General features: G+C 65.5%; 12 protein-coding genes. 8 read left to right on the forward strand and 4 right to left on the reverse strand.

The annotated features are described in order from the left end of the window. Window positions 1-253: 253 nt before the first annotated feature. The 6 genes from ISP20_RS14520 (at window position 254) to ISP20_RS14545 (ending at window position 10256) form a co-directional block, all read left to right on the forward strand. Window positions 254-4240 carry an autotransporter outer membrane beta-barrel domain-containing protein gene (locus ISP20_RS14520; RefSeq protein ID WP_204636828.1) on the forward strand — a complete coding sequence of 1329 codons (3987 nt, stop codon included), beginning with the start codon at window positions 254-256 and terminating at the stop codon, window positions 4238-4240. Between the two features lie 150 nt (window positions 4241-4390). Further along, window positions 4391-6694, forward strand: a complete 2304-nt coding sequence (locus ISP20_RS14525; RefSeq protein ID WP_204636829.1) for a TonB-dependent receptor — start codon at window positions 4391-4393, stop codon at window positions 6692-6694. A gap of 14 nt (window positions 6695-6708) precedes the next feature. After that, entirely contained in the window at window positions 6709-7434 is a 726-nt protein-coding gene (locus ISP20_RS14530; protein ID WP_204636830.1) for a phosphatase PAP2 family protein, read from the forward strand. A 149-nt stretch (window positions 7435-7583) separates the two neighbouring features. Then, window positions 7584-8249 carry a response regulator gene (locus tag ISP20_RS14535; protein ID WP_204636877.1) on the forward strand — a complete coding sequence of 222 codons (666 nt, stop codon included), beginning with the start codon at window positions 7584-7586 and terminating at the stop codon, window positions 8247-8249. After that, on the forward strand, window positions 8246-9637 hold the full coding sequence (locus ISP20_RS14540) for an ATP-binding protein (protein WP_204636831.1): 1392 nt from the start codon (window positions 8246-8248) through the stop codon (window positions 9635-9637). Before ISP20_RS14535 ends, ISP20_RS14540 begins: the two co-directional genes overlap by 4 nt. A 148-nt stretch (window positions 9638-9785) precedes the next feature. Further along, the gene (locus ISP20_RS14545; protein WP_204636832.1) at window positions 9786-10256 is read left to right on the forward strand and encodes a hypothetical protein; all 471 of its coding nucleotides are present in this window, start codon (window positions 9786-9788) and stop codon (window positions 10254-10256) included. Window positions 10257-10358: 102 nt separating this feature from the next. On the opposite strand, the gene ISP20_RS14550 is transcribed toward ISP20_RS14545, so the two are convergent. From ISP20_RS14550 to ISP20_RS14565, 4 genes are all read right to left on the reverse strand, one after another. Further along, on the reverse strand, window positions 10359-12407 hold the full coding sequence (locus ISP20_RS14550) for an ATP-binding protein (protein ID WP_204636833.1): 2049 nt from the start codon (window positions 12405-12407) through the stop codon (window positions 10359-10361). A gap of 165 nt (window positions 12408-12572) precedes the next feature. After that, a complete protein-coding gene (locus tag ISP20_RS14555) occupies window positions 12573-13892 on the reverse strand; it encodes a sensor histidine kinase (RefSeq protein WP_204636834.1) in 1320 nt (439 codons plus the stop codon). Further along, window positions 13889-14629 carry a response regulator gene (locus ISP20_RS14560; RefSeq protein ID WP_204636835.1) on the reverse strand — a complete coding sequence of 247 codons (741 nt, stop codon included), beginning with the start codon at window positions 14627-14629 and terminating at the stop codon, window positions 13889-13891. Before ISP20_RS14560 ends, ISP20_RS14555 begins: the two co-directional genes overlap by 4 nt. 35 nt (window positions 14630-14664) lie before the next feature. Beyond that, the gene (locus ISP20_RS14565; RefSeq protein ID WP_204636836.1) at window positions 14665-15207 is read right to left on the reverse strand and encodes a redoxin family protein; all 543 of its coding nucleotides are present in this window, start codon (window positions 15205-15207) and stop codon (window positions 14665-14667) included. 298 nt (window positions 15208-15505) lie between these two features. Here ISP20_RS14565 and ISP20_RS14570 point away from each other — a divergent pair, with 298 nt between their 5' ends. Both ISP20_RS14570 and ISP20_RS14575 read left to right on the forward strand, forming a co-directional pair. Then, window positions 15506-15919 (forward strand): organic hydroperoxide resistance protein, encoded by a 414-nt coding sequence (locus ISP20_RS14570; protein WP_204636837.1) that lies wholly within the window; start codon window positions 15506-15508, stop codon window positions 15917-15919. A gap of 136 nt (window positions 15920-16055) precedes the next feature. Next, window positions 16056-17996 (forward strand): hybrid sensor histidine kinase/response regulator, encoded by a 1941-nt coding sequence (locus ISP20_RS14575; RefSeq protein WP_204636838.1) that lies wholly within the window; start codon window positions 16056-16058, stop codon window positions 17994-17996. The last annotated feature ends 89 nt before the right edge of the window (window positions 17997-18085 follow it).

Consider the following 18085-nt stretch of genomic DNA (forward strand, 5'->3'; position numbering starts at 1 on the left):
AGCACTTGGACCACACGCCACTCGTTTGCGCACTGCAGATCACCCGCGAATGCAGCGAATGATCTTGCGCGACTTCACGAACAAGTCACCGGCGCAGTGCTACTGAAGGTCCCCGTCTAGTCTGGCACCCCAGGACGGGGACATGAGCAAACGCACGCAGCGAGCACCGGCTCCATCGGCAAACTCCAGCCTTTACGGCGCGCCTCGACACCTTCTTCCGCTTCCTTCCCCTCGATTGCTTTTCGCCTGTGTGATGACTGCGCTGTCATCACCGGTCTTCGCCAATTGCGTATTGCAATCCGATGGCCTGACCGTGTTGTGCGATGGCAGCGCGCCCAACCCCTTCACCCGCAGCATCAACGCGATCACGGTGGGAACCGGAACGTTGGTCATTCCATCCAGCGGAGCCAAGGTGATCGTGAACGCCGGTGCCGGCGTCTCCACCACGGGTGCCGCCATCCAGGTCGGCAACAACAGCAGCGTGAGCAATGCGGGCGCCATCAGCACGACCTTCATCAACGCCTACGGCATATGGGCGGGCGACCCGAACAACGCATCGAGCACCACGGTGGGTTACGGCAATACGCTGGAGAACGACGGCAGCATCCGGACCACCGGCAGCAATTCGGTGGGTATGTTCGCGCGCACGGCCAACCGCACGGCGGGCAACACGCTGATCAATCGCGGACGCATCGATACCTTCGGCTCGATCTCCGGTGCCAGCACGCGTTCGTCCTCGGCAGGCATACGTTCGGAGAGCGTGGTGGCCAGCACCATCCTCAACTACGGCATCGTCGCCGCACATGGTGCCTACGCCACCATCGGCACCGGCCCAAGCATCGCCATCGCCGGCAATGGCGTGGAAATGGCCGGGCCCGGCAGCTTCACCAACGCGGCGGGCGCGAGCGTTTCCAGCGACAACGCCTATGGCTTCTACGCGAACGGACCCAACGCCAACGGCATCACGGTGACCAATGCCGGCAGCCTGAGCGGCAGCCGCGGCGCGATCCTGTTCGGCGCGGGACAGTCCAACAACACCGTCATACTGCAGGCCGGCTCCAGCACCGGCGGATCGATCGATGGCGGTACCGGCGGCAGCAACAACACACTGGCCTTCGACGGCTTCACCTCGACGGCGTTCGCCAATGCGATACCGAACTGGCAATTCGTGGCTCTGCGCAACGCCGCCAACGTGACGTTCTCCGCAGCGAACTACGCGCTCACCAATCTCTCGCTGGATGCAGGCACCACCGCGACCTTCGCCACGCCCGCGCTGAGCATCGCCGGCCAGATCACCGACAACGGCGCGCTGGTGTTCGACAGCCCCAACAACCTCGCCATCGCTGCGCCGATCCTGGGCAGTGGCACGCTGACGCAGGCAGGCGACGGCACGCTGCTGCTGAACGGTGCGAGCACCTATACGGGCGCCACCACGGTCGCCAGCGGCACGCTGCAGGCGGGCGGCGCCAACATGTTGGCACCCGCTAGCGCTTTCAGCGTGAACAGCGGCGCCACGCTCGACCTGGGCAACGCCGACCAGACCATTGGCAGTCTCGCCGGTGCGGGCAGCGTGACATTGGGCGCGGGAACGCTCACCACCGGTGGACTGGGCAGCTCCACGTCGTTTGGCGGTGTGATCGCCGGAAGCGGTGCGCTGGTGAAGACGGGCGCCGGCAGCATGGCGCTCACGGGCGCCAACACCTATACCGGCGGCACCACGATTGCGGCCGGAACACTGCAACTGGGCGATGGCGGCAGCGGCGGAAGCATTGCGGGCGATGTAACCGACAATGGATCGCTGGTGTTCGATCGCAGCGACACTTCGACGTTTGCCGGCACGATCTCGGGCACCGGATCGGTGACCCAGCAAGGCACGGGCGTCACCGTTCTCACCGGCAACAGCAACTACAGCGGCGGCACCACCATCAGCGCCGGAACGCTGCAGCTGGGCAATGGCGGGAGCAGTGGCAGCATCGTCGGCGACGTGACCGACAACGCAGCGCTGGTGTTCAACCGCAGCGATGCGTCGACGTTCGACGGCACGATCTCCGGCACCGGCAGCGTGGCGCAGCAAGGCACGGGCACCACCATCCTCACGGCCGACAACCTCTACAGCGGCGGCACCACGATCCAGGCCGGTGCGTTGCAGCTCGGCAATGGCGGCACCAGCGGAAGCATCCTGGGTGACGTGACGGACAACGGACGCCTGATTTTCGATCGCTCGGACACGGTCACCATCCCTGGCGTGATTTCCGGCAGCGGCAGCGTGAAGCAGCTCGGCAGCGGCACCACGATCTTCACCGGCAACCACAGCTATACCGGCGGCACGGTGATCGCCAACGGCGCACTGCAACTGGGTAACGGCGGCACCAGCGGCAGCATCGTGGGCGACGTGCAGGACGGCGGCACGCTGATCTTCAACCGCTCGGACACGGTTACCTTCAACGGCGTGATCAGCGACTGGACCACCACCACGCCCGATCCGATCGGCGCCGTGCAGCAGAACGGCACCGGCGCCACCGTACTCACCGCGCTCAACACCTACAGCGGCACGACCATGGTCAATGCCGGCACGCTGGCGGTGGGCAATGTGCCGATCAGCACCGCGGCGATTGGCGGCGGCGGTGCGGTGAACGTGGCCAACGGCGCCACCCTGGGCGGCTACGGCATGATCGGCAACTACGACGGCTCGGGTGGCCCCGTGAACAACGACGGCACCATCGCCGTTGCCGATGCCGTGCCGTTGTTCCAGGGCGGCAGCAAGGGCGACTTCGCCATCAACGGCACGCTGACCAACAACAACCTGATCCAGCTGGCGGGCGCAGGCGTGGGCAATAGTTTGTTCGTCGGCAATCTGGTCGGTCATGGCAATTCGCGTATTGCCATGAACACCGTGCTGGGCGATGACGCATCCAACTCGGATCTGCTGGTGGTCAGCAAGGGTGTTACCAGCGGACATACGGTGATCAACGTCAGCAATGTCGGCGGCCAGGGCGCCGCAACGCCCGGCAATGGCATCCTGGTGGTGGCCGCCTCCGGCCAGGCCGCCACCACGCCGGATGCGTTCGAACTCAGCACGCCGCTCGAGGCGGGCCCGTATCAGTACGCGCTGTTCAAGGGATCGCGTGACACCTCCTCGCCGGAATCCTGGTACCTGCGCTCGGAAGACCCGACGCCTCCCACCGATGTGCTCGATGCCCTGGGCATCACCATCCCCGCGCCCGGTACGCCGGCAGCGACGCGACCCTATGTGGCCTACTACCGGCCGGAAGTCTCGTTGTATACCGCGCTGCCCTCGATGGCGCTCAACTACGGCAAGGCGTTGATCGGCACCCTGCACGAACGCGTGGGCGAGGAAGCGCAGCTGCGCGATATGTCGGGCGACGGCTTCGGCGCCAGCGGCGTGTGGGCGCGCGTGATCGGCCAGGATGGCCAATGGGATGCGAAGAGCGGCGGCATCTATCGCGACGGCCCCTCGTTCGACGACAACATGGTCGCGGTGCAAGCCGGCCTGGATCTCTATCGCGATGAACGCGACGGCGGTGCCCGCGACTTTGCCGGCGTGCTTGCCTCGGTGGGTCATGGTCATGGCGGCGTGACCAACTACGACGACACTTCGGCGGGCAACGACCGTTTTGATGCGACCTCGGTCGGCGTCTACTGGACGCGCTTTGGCGCGAAGGACTGGTATCTCGACGGTGTGGTTCAAGGCACCTGGTACGACGCCAAGTCCACCTCGAACGAACAGCGGAGTCTTTCCACGCAGGGATTTGCCACGACGTTGTCGCTGGAGGGCGGCTACCCGTTCGCCTTTGCCAACGGCTGGTCGCTGGAGCCGCAGAGCCAGCTGATCTATCAGTCGCTGCAGCTCGACAACGCCACCGATAGCTCGGCGCGTGTGCAGTTCCGCGACAGCGATTCGCTTGCCGCGCGCGTGGGCGGCCGGGCATCGCATACCTGGGCGTGGGATCAGGCGGGCAAGCCCCGGCTGCTGTCGGGCTGGTTCTTCGCCAACATCTGGCATGAGTTCAAGGCGGATGCGGTGACCGCGTTTTCCTCGCAGACCGGCGATGTTCCATTCCACTCTGATCTGGGCGGCAGCTGGTGGGAATTGGGGACGGGTCTGAGCACGCAATTGAGCAAGAGCGCGTCGCTGTACGCCACGATCAGCTACGACAAAGGTTTCAACGAAGGCGTGAAGGCTGTCAACGGAAACCTGGGTATGCGCATTAACTGGTAGGTACTCGCGCCCGTCGCGTTGGCGAGGCCTTCCTGGGCCTGTCTAAGTCCGCGCTAAGCAAACCGCCGCTGCGCATCACCCCTGTGCAACAGAACTGTCAAACGGCGAACCCACGCTAGTGCCCTGAATCCAGCCACTACTCGGGCCGCCATGTCTTCCTCTTTCCGTCGGCGCTGCGACGCGCCGCAGCTTGTCCTGCGTCCTATTTCCGGTGCGATCGCGCTGGCCTTGCTGGTCAGCCTGTCGCTGAGCCAGCCCGCGCATGCCACCGATGCCGATACGGCGGCCAGCACCCCAGCCGATGCGTCGTCCAAGCCCGGCGCCAGCGCACTGAAGGCGCCGAAGGAACTGGAAGAAGTCGAAGTGCAGGGCTCGGCTGCCACCTCGGCCATCACCCAGGCGCCCGCGCAGGCCGACCTCAACATCACCCAGCCGCAGTCGGTGATCGGGCTGGACTGGATCAGCAACCATGTGGCGCCCACCGCCGATTACGCGGCGATTGCCGCCATTGCGCCGGGCGTGACCAATGTCAGCACGGCTGGCCCGGGTCTGGGCGAATCCAAGCAGATGACGTTGCGCGGCTTCAACGACAACTCCTACAACGTCACCTACGACGGCATTCCGTTTGGCGACACCAACGATTTCAGCCATCACACCAGCAGTTACTTCCCGGCCAAGATGATCGGCCAGGTGGTGGTGGACCGCGGCCCCGGCAGCGCCAGCACGATCGGCGAGGCGACGTTCGGCGGCACCGTGGCGCTGAGTTCGAAGGACCCGACCGATTCGTTCTCGTTCATCCCGACGCAGAGTTTCGGCAGCTACGACACCTCGCTGACCCACCTGGAACTCAACACGGGCAAGCTCGACGACCTCGACGGCGGCAAGCTGATCGCCAGCGCGCAGTACATCAGCACCGATACGGCCAAGACCGACGGCGACACCTCGCGCAAGACGGGCTATATCAAGTACGTGCAGCCGGTGGGCTCCAACACCGAGATCACCTTCCTCAGCAACTACAACTACATCCGCTTCAACAACCCGAACCTCAGCTCGTTGACGCTGCAGCAGATCGACCAGCTGGGCCGCAACTTCGGCCTCAACAACGATCCCACCAGTACCAACTGCGCCTGCTACAACTTCCAGACCAAGCAGACCGACCTGGAATACCTCGGCGTCCACAGCCTGCTGTCGGACACCTGGTCGCTGGACAACAAGGTCTATACCTACGCCTACGACAACACCAGCCATGAGAGCCCTTACGTGGGCACCAAGGCATCGCCCACCAACATGGGCGGCTACGTGAAGATCAACAACTACCGCGCCTGGGGCGATGTGTTCCAGCTGGTGCATGCGGACGACCATGGCCAGTTCCGCACCGGCGGCTGGTACGAGTACACCAACAACGAGCGCAGCAGCATCGCCATCGACTACGGCCGCGACGGCGCCATCGACGTGAAGCCGGGCGCGTCGACGTTCGGCACGTTCAACAGCAAGGGCGTGTACAGCGGGCCGTACAAGTACACGATGAAGGACCAGCTGCATACCGGCCAGCTCTACGCCGAGTATGAGTGGTACGCGTCCGACGGCCTGAGCATCACGCCGGGCGTGAAGTACTTCAACGTCAGCCGCGACATCGAGGCGCCGATCAACCAGACCACCAAGACGCCGCTGTATTACAGCCAGACTTGGGACAAGACGCTGGGCTACCTCACCGCGAACTATCTGCTGCGCGATGACTGGAGCATCTACGCCACCGCGGCGCAGGGCATGCTCACGCCGAACCTCAACGAGTTCTACGTGCCCAATCCGGCGCTCGACAACACCAAACCCGAGCAGACCATGAACTACCAGTTCGGCACGGTCTACAAGACCGAGCGCTTCAATGCCGATGCCGACGTGTACTTCATCAACTTCAAGAACTACCAGTTCTCCACCACCGTGCCCGGCACCACCGATGCGGTGTACTACCTGGCCAAGGGTGCGTACATCAAGGGTATCGAAGGCGAGCTCACCTACTACGTGGGTTCGGGCACCAGCGTGTTCGCCAACGGCTCGCTGCAGGATGCGACGTTCAAGGGCTCCAAGCTCGACATCCCCAACGTGCCGGACCGCACCGCCGCGCTGGGCGTGATGTATGAGAACGACGGCTTCTTCGCCTCGCTCTACGACAAGTACTCGGGCAGCCAGAAGGCGTACAACTCCAGCTTCAATCCGGACGTCGCCTCGTCGGTGACCTCGACCATCGGCACCGGCGGTTACTGGCAGGCGGCGATGAGCGTGGGCTACGGCCAGAACCTCACCGGCTCGGTGATCAAGAGCTACAAGTTGCGCCTGCAGGTGGACAACCTATTCGATGCGCACAACCTGGTGATCAACTCGGTGAGCGGCAACGTGGGCTCGTACTACGTGCTGCCGGGCCGCAGCTGGTTCGCTTCCGTGTCGCTGGCCCTGTGACGGAGGAGATCAGCATGATGTTCAAGCGCACCCTCCTTGCACTGCTGTTGATCGCGCCGTCCCTGGCTGCTGCCAAGGACTCGCATGCGAATGCGTACCTCAGCGACGCGCAGGTCGATGCCGTGATGTCTGCCCTGCCCCCACCGAGCCCACCGGGCACCGCGGAAGACCAGGCCGACCGCGCCACCACCGATCGCGCGTTCGCCGCGCGCTCTTCGGCCGATTTCGCCCAGGCGAAACAGGAGGAGAAGTTCAATGCGTTCGACTTTGCCCCGGTAATCGGCACGGACTTCCGTGCGGACAAGCTTCCCCACGTGGCCGCGCTGTTCAAGGAAGCCGAGCACGAGACGAAGGAAGCGGTGGATCTGTCCAAGAACCACTGGAAGCGCGTGCGCCCCTGCCCGCCGGCATCGGACTGCGCGATGCATCCCGAGGCGTTGGCGAAGAAGAGCTTCGGCTACCCCAGCGGTCATTCCAGCCGCGCCACGGTCGACGCCATCCTGCTCGCGCAACTGTTTCCGCAGGACGCCGATGCGCTGATGCAGCACGCACGCGATATCGGCTGGCGCCGCGTAGTGAAGGGCGTGCACACGCTGCAGGACATCTATGCGGGCCGTCAGTTCGGCCAGGCACTGGCGACCGACATGCTCGCTTCGCCGGCCCTGCAGCACGATCTCGCGGCCGCCCGCGAGGAATTGCGTGCCGCCGGCCTGGTGTCCAGCCCTTCCAAGGCCCCCTAGTACCTGTCCGCGGGCTCCGCATGGCCCGCAGGCAAGTGCGATTGCCCAGGGATGGGCAGCTTTACCCAGGACGGTAACAAAACGGTAAGACAATCGGACGCTGACCCGGCGGGCCCCTCGGCCCGCCGTTCTCGTAGCGAGAGGACGTGATGCACATCATCCTGGTGGAAGACGATCTGGAACTGGGCGCGGCCATCCAGCGCGTGCTCGACCGCTTGTCGTACACGGTGACGTGGATCACCGACGGCACCGAGGCCGTTGCCGCGATGCAGGAACAGACGGCCGATCTCGTGCTGCTCGACCTTGGCCTGCCGGGCAAGGACGGCCTGGACATACTGACCGAGGCACGCCGCAACGGCATTCGCACACCCGTACTGATCCTCACCGCGCGCGATGCGGTGCAAGCGCGCGTGCATGGTCTCGATGCCGGTGCCGACGACTACCTCACCAAGCCGTTCCATCTCGATGAACTGGGCGCGCGCATCCGTTCGCTCACCCGCCGCATGCAGGGCCTGGCTGCCAACCGCATCGAGGCCGGTGCGCTGTGCCTGGACCTGGGCACGCTGGAAGTCACCTTTCGCGGCGACAGGGTGGATCTGACCCGCCGCGAGATGTCGCTGTTGCAGACCTTGATGGAACGCAGCGGCCGGGTCGTGCGCCGCGACACGCTGGAGAGTTCGCTCTACGGCAGCGAGCGCCAGGTGACCGACGGCGCGCTCGATGTGCTGGTGCATTCGCTGCGCCGCAAACTGAGCTTCGAGACCATCCAGAACGTGCGCGCGTTCGGCTACATGATTCCGCGGGACCCGCGGTGAAACCCACCAGCCTGCGCGGCCGTTTGCGCTGGATGATCATCGCGCTGTTGCTGCTGTTCCTGCTGCCGCTGGCGTTCTACAGCTTTCGCCGCACCAGCTCCGAGATGGCGGTGCTGTCCGATGCGCGACTGGCCGAAGCGGCGCACACCATCGCCACGCTGATCCAGCAGGCCGGTATCCAGACCTTTGCCGGCCACGAGGGCCTGCTGGTTCCCGTGCAGAAGAAAGGCGTGCTGGCCGCGCAGGGCCAGGTGGCCACGCACGAATCGGAAGTGGGCTTCCAGGTGTTCGACCGCCAGGGCAAGCTGGTGCTGGGCACGATCAACCTGATGACCCTGCCGGCGACGCCGGACGATCGCTCTGCCTATCACGATCTGAAGAAGCAACATCACGTGTGGCGCGTGTTCAACTACGTCGATCCGAACAGCGCTTACGTGATCCGCGTCGCCGACCGTTACGACAGTCGCGAGGACATCGTGCACACGCTGTGGCTGGATCACGGCCTGCCGTTCCTGTTCGGCCTGCCCGTGCTGGCGTTGCTGGTCGGCTGGGCCGTGGGTCGTGGGCTGCGCCCCCTGGCCAGCTTGACCACGGCGCTGTCCGCGCGCGAGCCCGGCAGCCGCGCACGCATCGTGCTGTCGGATGCGCCCAGCGAGCTTCGCCCGGTGCTCAATGCACTCAACGAACAGCTCGACCGCCAGGAAGATGCTTTGGAACGCGAGCGCCGCTTCAGCGCCGACGTGGCGCACGAACTGCGCACGCCGCTGGCGTCGATCCTGCTCAACCTGGAGAGCGCCATGGAGACCGTCGATCCCGACGAGATCCAGGACAGTCTCGCCGGTGCGCACGGCAGCGTCGCCACGCTCGGCCGTCGCATCGAACAATTGCTCGCGCTGGCCAAGCTCGAGGCAGGTGCGGCGTCCAGCCCGTTCGAAGCGGTGGACCTGATCGATCTGGCCGGCGGCGTGGTCAAGGAGCTGGCGCCCAGTCTCCAGCGCCGCGGCGTGGAATTGGGTTTCGTGCTGCAGGACAGCCGCGTGGTGGTGCAGGGCTACGCACCGGCACTGGTGGCCTTGCTGCGCAACCTGTTGGAGAACTCGCTGCGCCAGGTATCCGCCGGTGGACGCATCCAGCTCGCCGTGGCGAGAAATCAGCAGGAAGCCACGCTCGAAGTGATCGACAACGGGCCCGGCATCCCGCTCGAACGGCGCCATGCGGTATTCGCCCGCTTCCATCGCGAAGCCGGCAGCCGCGGCGAAGGCTACGGCCTGGGCCTTTCGATCGTGGCCCGCGCCGCCAGCCTGCACCGCGCCACCATCGAATTGCTCGACTCGCCGTTCGGGCGGGGATTGCGCGTGCGCGTCTCCATTCCGTTGCTGTGCCCTTGAGGGCTTCTTTCGTCGCTGCGTAACGATTTCCTAGCGATAAGCACAACGGCAGGCAACCGAATGTTGACTGCCGGACGGATCGCAGGAAATTTCAGTACTCATTAAGCCCCGCGACCCGAGCATCGACTCCAGTTCAACGGAGTACGCCATGAAGAAGTTCGCCCTTGCTCAACGTGTCGTGTTTGGCCTGGCGGTCGCCGCGACCGTTGCTGCACCGATGGCTGCGTCCGCACGCGATGGCTGGGGCCATGGCAACGGCGATCGCCGGGGTTACGACCGCGGTCATGACCGCGGCTATGGCAATCGCGGCTACGGCTACCGCGATCATGGCAACTGGCATCGGGACGACCGTTACCGCGGCGGACACAACAATGCCGGCAACTGGATTGCCGGGGCCATCGCGGTGGCTGCGGTGGCGAGCATCGTGCAACAGGCCGTGGCGCCGCCGCCGACCTACTATCAACCGGCCCCGGTCTATTACCCGCAGGCACAGGCGCCGAGCGTGGTCTATCGCCAACCCGGGACGGTGGTCTATCAGCAACAGCAGCCGGTCGACGGGCAAGTCATCTATGAGCAGCCCAACGATGGCTACCAGGGTGACTATCAGGACGGCTACTGAGTCGACATGGCACTCCGTGTTTGAGAAAAGCCCGGCAGCTGCCGGGCTTTTCGTCATGGCGCCTGCCCTTCGCCAGACGACGAAGCAGCAATCTGCGGAACGTCAGTGCGGTGGGCTCTTCTCGAGCAAGTCGGCGAGAACGTCGGCCAGCTCGACCTGGCGAAACGGTTTGGACAGGCGCGGCAAGTCGACCACGGTGTGATCGTTGAGCGACGCGAAGCCGGTAATCACCAGCACCGGCAGTGCCGGGCGCAATTGGGCCGCTTCGCTCGCGAGTTGTGCGCCGGTCATGCCCGGCATGGCGTAGTCGGTGATCAGGATGGCCACGTCCAGGCCGTCACGCAGCAAGGCGAGCGCCTGATGGCCGGACGATGCCTGGCGCACGACGTAGCCGGCATCGATCAGCATCTCCGCCGTGCCGGAGCGCACGAGTTCCTCGTCGTCCACCAGCAGCACCGCCGCGCCTTGCCCGCGTCGCAGCGGCGCCTTGCCGACCGCCTGCGTCGCGCCGTCATCCAGGCTTTCGGTCGACGCCGGTAGCCACAGCGTGGCGGTGGTTCCGCGGCCGTGCACGCTGGACAGCGCGAAGTCGCCACCCGACTGCGCGGCCAGGCCATGCACCATCGACAGGCCCAGGCCAGTACCCTGCCCCTTGGCCTTGGTGGTGAAGAACGGTTCGACCGCACGCTTGATGGTGACCTCGTCCATCCCCGATCCCGTATCGGACACGGACAAACGGATATAGCGTCCTTCGGGCAGGCGCGCATGGTGCGTCATGCTTTCCTGGCCTACGGCGATGGTCAGCGTGCCACCGCCGGGCATCGCGTCGCGCGCGTTCACCGCGAGATTCAACAACGCCAGTTCGAACTGGTTCGGGTCCATCATCGCAGGCGGCAAGCTCGCCTCGCCTTCGATCTTCAAGACGACCTGCGGGCCGAGCGAGCGCGTCAGCAGGTCTTCCATGCCGTTCACGAGCTGCCTCACGTTGACCGGCCGCGCCTGCAGATGCTGGCGCCGCGCAAAGGCCAGCAGCCGTTGCACCAGCGTGCGCGCGCGCTCGGCCGCCTGCAGGCCGGCGCCGGTCAGCTTGCGTGTCCGCTCGTCGTCTTCGTGCAGGCGGGCGACCATGTCGAGCGCACCGACAATCGGCGTGAGCAGGTTGTTGAAGTCGTGCGCCACGCCACCGGTGAGCTGGCCGATGGTTTCCAGCTTCTGCATCTCATGCACGCGCGCCAGCGCTGCTTCGCGCTGCGCCACCACCTGCGCCACGCGCTCGCCGAGTTCGCGATTGAGCAGGTGCAGTTCGTCCTCGGCACGCGCGCGCTCGGACGCGGACCAGGTGCGCTCGGCTACCGAGCGTGCGAACTGGCGGTCTTCGTCGTCCCAGCGCCGGGTCGCCGGATATTGCACGACGAACGCGCCCACCTGCTGGTTGTTACGCGAGACGGGAATGGCCAGCACGCAGGCATCGGCCGCCGACGGGGCATCGTCGTCAACCGCCAGCGTCTCGCCCGGCGACGGCTGGTCGGCATAGCGCACGGTGTCGGCACCCAGCTCCTGGCGCAACAGATCGACCGCGAACTGCCTTGCCGCCGGTGCATCCGTGATACTGCGCAACGAGTCTTCCAGCTGCAGCAACGATGCCTGCCTGCGCGCACTCACCACGCGACGCGTGGTCTCGGAGACGATGCAAAGCACGCCGCCCACGGAACCGTCCGCCTCCGGCACGGCGGAATAGGAGACGTCGAAGTAGGCGGTCTCGCCGTAGCCGTGGCGTTCGATATAGAACGGGCGATCGGATGCGGCAAAGGTGCGTCCGGTTTCGCGCACGCCTTTGAGCAACGGCTCCAGGTCGTCCCATAGTTCGGCCCAGTTCTCACAGGCGGGCCGACCCAGGGCGCGAGGGTGTTTGTCGCCGATGGTCGGAGCGTACGCGTCGTTGTAGAGCGCGACGAAATGCACGCCCCAGAACAACACGACCTGTGCCCGCGCAGCCAGCAACATCCCCACCGTGGTGCGCAGGCTGGATGACCAGGTGTCGGGCAAGCCGAGCGGCGATTGCGACCAATCCAGATCGCGCATCAAGGTATCCAAGCCGCCGCCTGACGAGGGGTCCAGCTGCATGTTGTCGGCGGCGACGATTTCAGCCATGCGTCATGTCACTCCAGAATCTATACCAAGGCTGCCATACGACCTGGGACGGAATGCGCGGTGAAGTCCGCCATGGCCGTCACTGCATCCATCGTCCGGCGGTTTCTGGATATCGCGTCCCATGTGTAGAGCCTGACAAAGTTTTCATCCGCTGATCGTGCCTGTTCAGGGCAAGGTGATGATCGCCTGCAGGCCGCCGCCTTCGCGATGGGCCAGGCGCAGCTCGCCGCCGATGGAAACGATCAGCTGCGAGGCAATCGCCAACCCGAGCCCCGCGCCGCCGGTGTCGCGGTTGCGTGACGATTCCCGCCGATAGAACGGCTGCAGCACCTGCTCCCACTCATCCTCGGGAATGCCGGGACCACGGTCGGATACGGTCACGCTGAGCGTGTCGGACATCGTGCGCAGCACCTCGACTTCGGCCCCGCCGCCGTACTTGATGGCGTTGTCGATCAGGTTGGCCAGCACGCGGCGCAGTGCCTGTGCGCGAACGGTCGTGGTCGCCGTCACGCTGGCGGTGAGGGTGACCGGCCGGCCCATGTCCTGGTAGTCGAACACCAGGCTTTCCACGAAGGCGCCCAGGTCGAGCCGCACCGGCGCTTCCGATCCGCCATGCGCGCTGCGCGCGTAGGCCACGCCTTCGCGCACCAGGTGTTCGAGTTCGTGCAGGTCGTCGATGATGCGCTGCTGTTCCGGCGATGCATCCAGTGCTTCCACGCGCAGGCGCATGCGTGTGATCGGTGTCTGCAGATCGTGCGAGATGGCCGCCAGGATGTGCAGGCGCTCCTTCAGATGGCGCGCGATGCGATCCTGCATGGTGTTGAACGCCTTCGCTGCACGCGCCACCTCGGTGGGTCCTTCCTGCGATACGCGCGGACCATCGGCCGTGGGAGTCATTGCGTCGGCCGCCGCGGCCAGCGTGCTCAACGGACTCGTGGCCAGGCGCACCGCCAGCCAGGTGCAGATCAACAGCAGGATCACCTGCAGCATGAACACGAACGGCAGCCACGAGGCCAGCGGCTTCATGTGCGGCGTGACCTGCAAGGTGAGCGGCGAGCCGTCGTGCAGGGTGAAATGCACCTGGTACCGCTCCGGCGACATCGAAATGGTATTGCCGTACACCTGGAAGTCCGGCCCCAGCTCCTTGGCGATCAGCTGGGTGACGTAAACCGAGCGTTTGGTGGCCAGCTGTCGCCCCGGCTCGCCGGAACCGAGGATGTAGAAATAGTTGTCGCGCTCCAGCCGGTTGAGCCAGCGCGAACGTTCCGCGGCCGGCAGGCGGTCGATCACCGCGACCGAGGTGCCCACGTCGTGTTCCAGCGTGTTGAACATCACCGCCGTCGCGCTTTGCATGCGTTCCATGTACAGCAGCGCAAACGACAGGCCCTGCGCCAGCATCAGCCCGGCGAAGATGATCAGGTACAGCCGCGACGCCATGCTGCGCGGCAGCCAGCGGCGCTTCGTGGTGGCGGGCACGTCGCTCATGAATCCTGGCCGTTGAGGATCACCGGCATCGAGAACACATAGCCCTCGCTGCGCACGGTCTTGATGTAGGTCTGGTCGCGGGCACCGTCCTGCAGGCGCTGGCGCAGGCGGCTCACCAGCAGGTCGATGGAACGGTCGAACAGTTCCGCATCCCGGCCCTGGGTGAGGTTGAGCAGTTGATCGCGCGACAGCACGCGCTGCGGATGGTCGAGGAAGACCCGCAGCAGGCGGAACTCGGCACCGCTCAGCGAGACCACGGTGCCCTGCTCATCGAGCAGATGGCGCGCAGTGGTATCGAGGCGCCAGCGTCCGAACGCAATGCTGTCGGCACTCTCGGTCACGCGCAGGTTGGGCGGCAGCATGCGCGTGCGGCGGATCACCGCCTTGATGCGCGCCAGCAGTTCGCGCGGCGAGAACGGCTTGGTGACGTAATCGTCCGCGCCCATTTCCAGGCCGATGATGCGGTCGGTCTCGTCGTCGCGCGCAGTGAGCAACACCACCGGCAGGTGCTTGTGCTTGCCGCTGCGCAGCGTGCGGCAAAGCACCAGGCCGTCGTCGCCGGGCATCATGATGTCCAGCACGACCAGGTCGAACGCCGAGCCGTCCAGCTGCGCGAACATCTCGCGGCCATCGGCGGCTCCGCTGGCGCGCAAGCCGTTCTTGCGCAGGTAATCCACGATGCCCGTGCGGATCCCGTGATCGTCGTCGACGACCAGGATCTGGTCGATGTGTTCCATGCTGCCTCCCATGCTCCGCACCGTATCGCCTGGTCTTACGCTTTGCCGAGCAGCTGGCGGATGCGTGCCTCGGTGCGATCGTAATCGCCTTCGCCGACATGGCGATAGACCACGTGGCCCTCGCGGTCGATCAGGTAGATGGCCGGCCAGAAACGGTTGCCGTAGGCGTTCCAGATGCGGTAGTCGTTGTCCATCGCCACCGGATACTTGATGTCCAGCGCGCCGATGGCGTCCTTGAGTGCGCTCGCGTCGCGCTCCTCGTCGTACTCGGGCGTGTGCACGCCGACCACGACCAGGCCATCGGCGGCATAGCGGTCGTACAGCGCCTTGGTGTGCGGCAGCACGTGCACGCAGTTGATGCATTCGCGCGTCCAGAACTCGACCAGCACCACCTTGCCGCGCAAGGACTGCATGCTGAGCGGCGGCGAGTTGAACCAGCGGGTGGCGCCGTCGAAACCGGGTGCGGTGCTGTTCGCGGCCGGCGTTTCCGCGCTGGCGATGCCCGACACGCCCGGCCACGCGGCGACAAGGGCGGCACTGAAGGCCGCGACCGCGGCGAGGAGACGCAGGATTTTCATGGGATGGGTACTCCAGGGACAGGTGACGGCGCACGCGCCGGGATGCTGCCTATGAGAGCAAGCCACTTTGTATCGGGGATGTCGTGCGGAGCGGCTTTTTGTATCGCTTTGTATCCGCCCCGGGGACTCGTCAGCGCCCCGAAGCGATGCTCTTTGTATCCGCATGTATCGCGTGGGCACCGTCATACATTTCGATGCCTTTGGGCCGGGTGCGCGACACATCGGGGATACGCGGCGGCGGTTTCATGGCCACACCGGCGGATCCACCGCCCACGTCCATCGACCGAGGAAACCTTCCATGTCCGACCGCACCGTTCTCTACACCGGCAAGACCTCCACCACCGGCGGCCGCGATGGCCAGTCGCGCAGCGACGACGGCCAGCTCGATATCAAGCTGTCGCCGCCGGGTTCCGGCAAACCCGGCAGCAACCCCGAGCAATTGTTCGGTGCCGGCTGGTCGGCCTGCTTCATCGGCGCCATGGGCTTCGCCGCCCGCGCGCAGAAAATAGCCCTGCCGGCCGACACCCGCGTGTCGGCGGAAATCGATCTCGTGCAAGGCAACGATGGCTACGCCTTGCAGGCGCGCTTGAACGTCTCGCTGCCGGGCCTGGAGCGCGAGGTCGCGCAGTCGCTCATCGACGCCGCTCACCAGACCTGCCCCTACTCCAAGGCGACGCGAGGAAACATCGACGTGGCGTTCTCGCTCGTCTGAATCGTCGAAGTCCCATGGACCGAGGCTGCCAGCAGTCTGGCAGTCTCGGCCTGGCGTGCCCTCGATTTTGACGCGCCCTACACGTTTCGTAGACAGACAATGGCGGCTCCCAGAGACCCGTCGACAAAGAGGCCGCTTGAACACCACGGGGATAAACAGGTACGAGCTGCTGGTCGACTCCGTCGTCGACTACGCCATTTGCCTGATCAATCTGGACGGCACCATCGCCAGCTGGAACGTGGGCTGCGAGCGCAGCACGGGGTACGTGGCCGCCGAGGTGCTTGGCAAACACATTCGCATGTTCTACGCCGACGACGCGCTAGCCGCCGACGAACCCACCGCCGCGCTCGTCACCGCCCACGACGAAGGCCGCGTGGAGACCGAAGGCTGGCGCGTACGCAAGGACGGCTCGCAGTACTGGGCCAACGTCGTGCTCGACCTGGTGAAGACGCCGGACGGCACCGCCATCGGCTATGCCTCGATCACGCGCGACCTTACCGAACGCAAGCAGGCCGAAGACCGCCTGCGCCGCAGCGAGGAGCAATTCCGCCTGTTGCTGCAGGGCGTGGGCGACTGCGCCATCTACATGCTCGATCCCGACGGCTGCATCACCAGCTGGAATACCGGCGCGCAACGCATCAAGGGCTACACGCGCGAGGAGATCCTGGGCAAGCACCTGTCGACGTTCTACACGCTGGAAGACCGCGCCGCCGGGGAGCCGCAACGCGCCCTGGGATTGGCGGCGAGCACGGGACGATTCGAGGCCGAGGGCTGGCGCGTCCGCAAGGACGGCTCGTCGTTCTGGGCGCACGTCATCATCGACCGCATCAACGGCGACGACGGCCGCCACGTGGGCTTTGCCAAGGTCACCCGCGACATCACCGCGCGGCGCGATGCCGATGCGGCGCTGGCCGATGCGCGCGAGGCATTGTTCCAGTCGCAGAAGCTCGAAGCCGTGGGCCAGCTCACCGGCGGCGTGGCGCATGACTTCAACAATCTGCTGATGGCGGTGATCGGCAGCCTGGAACTGCTCGAAGTGCGGCTGTCGCACGATCCGCATGCGCTCAATCTGCTGGGCAACGCCCTGGCCGGCGCGCGCCGCGGCGCGGCACTGACCAAACGCATGCTGGCGTTTGCGCGCAAGCAGGAGCTGCAGCCCACCTCGATCGACCTGAAAGCGCTCGTGCAAGGCATCAGCAGCCTGCTGCAGCGTTCGGCGGGGCCCACCATCACCATCGACACGGTGTTTCCGCTCGCCTTGCATCACATCCTGGTCGACGGCAACCAACTGGAACTGGCCCTGCTCAACCTGGTGATGAATGCCCGCGATGCGATGCCCTCGGGCGGCCACATCATCATCACCGCCAAGAACGAAACCATTGAGCAGAGCGGACATCGCAGCGCGTTGCCGCCGGGTGGCTATGTGAGTCTTTCGGTGACCGACGACGGCCACGGCATGGACGCGGCCACGCTCGAACGTGCCACGGAACCGTTCTTCACCACCAAGGGCATCGGCAAGGGTACCGGCCTGGGCTTGTCGATGGTCCACGGCCTGGCGGAGCAATCCGGCGGCCGCCTGTTGTTGCGTAGCGAAGCAGGCCGAGGCACCACCGCCGAGTTGTGGCTGCCCATGGCGATGACCGCGGAGGACGCGCTCACGCACGAACCGGAGGCGCCGGTGCCGGAGAACAGCGCCTCGGGCGCGCAGAGCATCCTGGTCGTCGACGACGATCCCCTGATTGCGATGACCATGAGCGCGGTGCTCAACGACCTGGGCCACATCACCGTCGAAGCGAACTCCGCCCGCGAGGCGCTGGATCAGCTGTCGCAGAAGAACTACTTCGACCTGATGATCACCGACTACGCCATGCCGGTCATGAATGGCCTGCAGCTGATCGAACAAGTGCAGGCACGCTGGCCCCACCTGCCGATCATCCTCGCCACCGGTTATGCCGAACTGCCCGAAGGCTCGGCCAAGTCCGTGCTGAGGCTGCCCAAACCGTTCGGGCGGGTGGATCTGGTGCGTGTCGTGGATGCGGCGGCTGCTGCGTCGGCAAGTCGTAAGACTTCGGTCTGAGCTTTCAGGAGTAACGCCTGAAGTCGGTGTGAGACGGACATGCGGGAGCGCACTTGTGCGCGACAAGCCGACGGGGCGGTACATCCCAG

Source organism: Dyella kyungheensis (genome assembly GCF_016905005.1).
Classification (GTDB): domain Bacteria; phylum Pseudomonadota; class Gammaproteobacteria; order Xanthomonadales; family Rhodanobacteraceae; genus Dyella; species Dyella kyungheensis.

Coding starts and splice junctions, on each gene's coding strand:
- ISP20_RS14530 (WP_204636830.1), top strand. CDS start 6,709: ATGATGTTCAAGCGCACCCTCCTTGCACTGCTGTTGATCGCGCCGTCC.
- ISP20_RS14520 (WP_204636828.1), top strand. CDS start 254: ATGACTGCGCTGTCATCACCGGTCTTCGCCAATTGCGTATTGCAATCC.
- ISP20_RS14545 (WP_204636832.1), top strand. CDS start 9,786: ATGAAGAAGTTCGCCCTTGCTCAACGTGTCGTGTTTGGCCTGGCGGTC.
- ISP20_RS14525 (WP_204636829.1), top strand. CDS start 4,391: ATGTCTTCCTCTTTCCGTCGGCGCTGCGACGCGCCGCAGCTTGTCCTG.
- ISP20_RS14565 (WP_204636836.1), bottom strand. CDS start 15,207: ATGAAAATCCTGCGTCTCCTCGCCGCGGTCGCGGCCTTCAGTGCCGCC.
- ISP20_RS14550 (WP_204636833.1), bottom strand. CDS start 12,407: ATGGCTGAAATCGTCGCCGCCGACAACATGCAGCTGGACCCCTCGTCA.
- ISP20_RS14535 (WP_204636877.1), top strand. CDS start 7,584: ATGCACATCATCCTGGTGGAAGACGATCTGGAACTGGGCGCGGCCATC.
- ISP20_RS14570 (WP_204636837.1), top strand. CDS start 15,506: ATGTCCGACCGCACCGTTCTCTACACCGGCAAGACCTCCACCACCGGC.
- ISP20_RS14560 (WP_204636835.1), bottom strand. CDS start 14,629: ATGGAACACATCGACCAGATCCTGGTCGTCGACGACGATCACGGGATC.
- ISP20_RS14555 (WP_204636834.1), bottom strand. CDS start 13,892: ATGAGCGACGTGCCCGCCACCACGAAGCGCCGCTGGCTGCCGCGCAGC.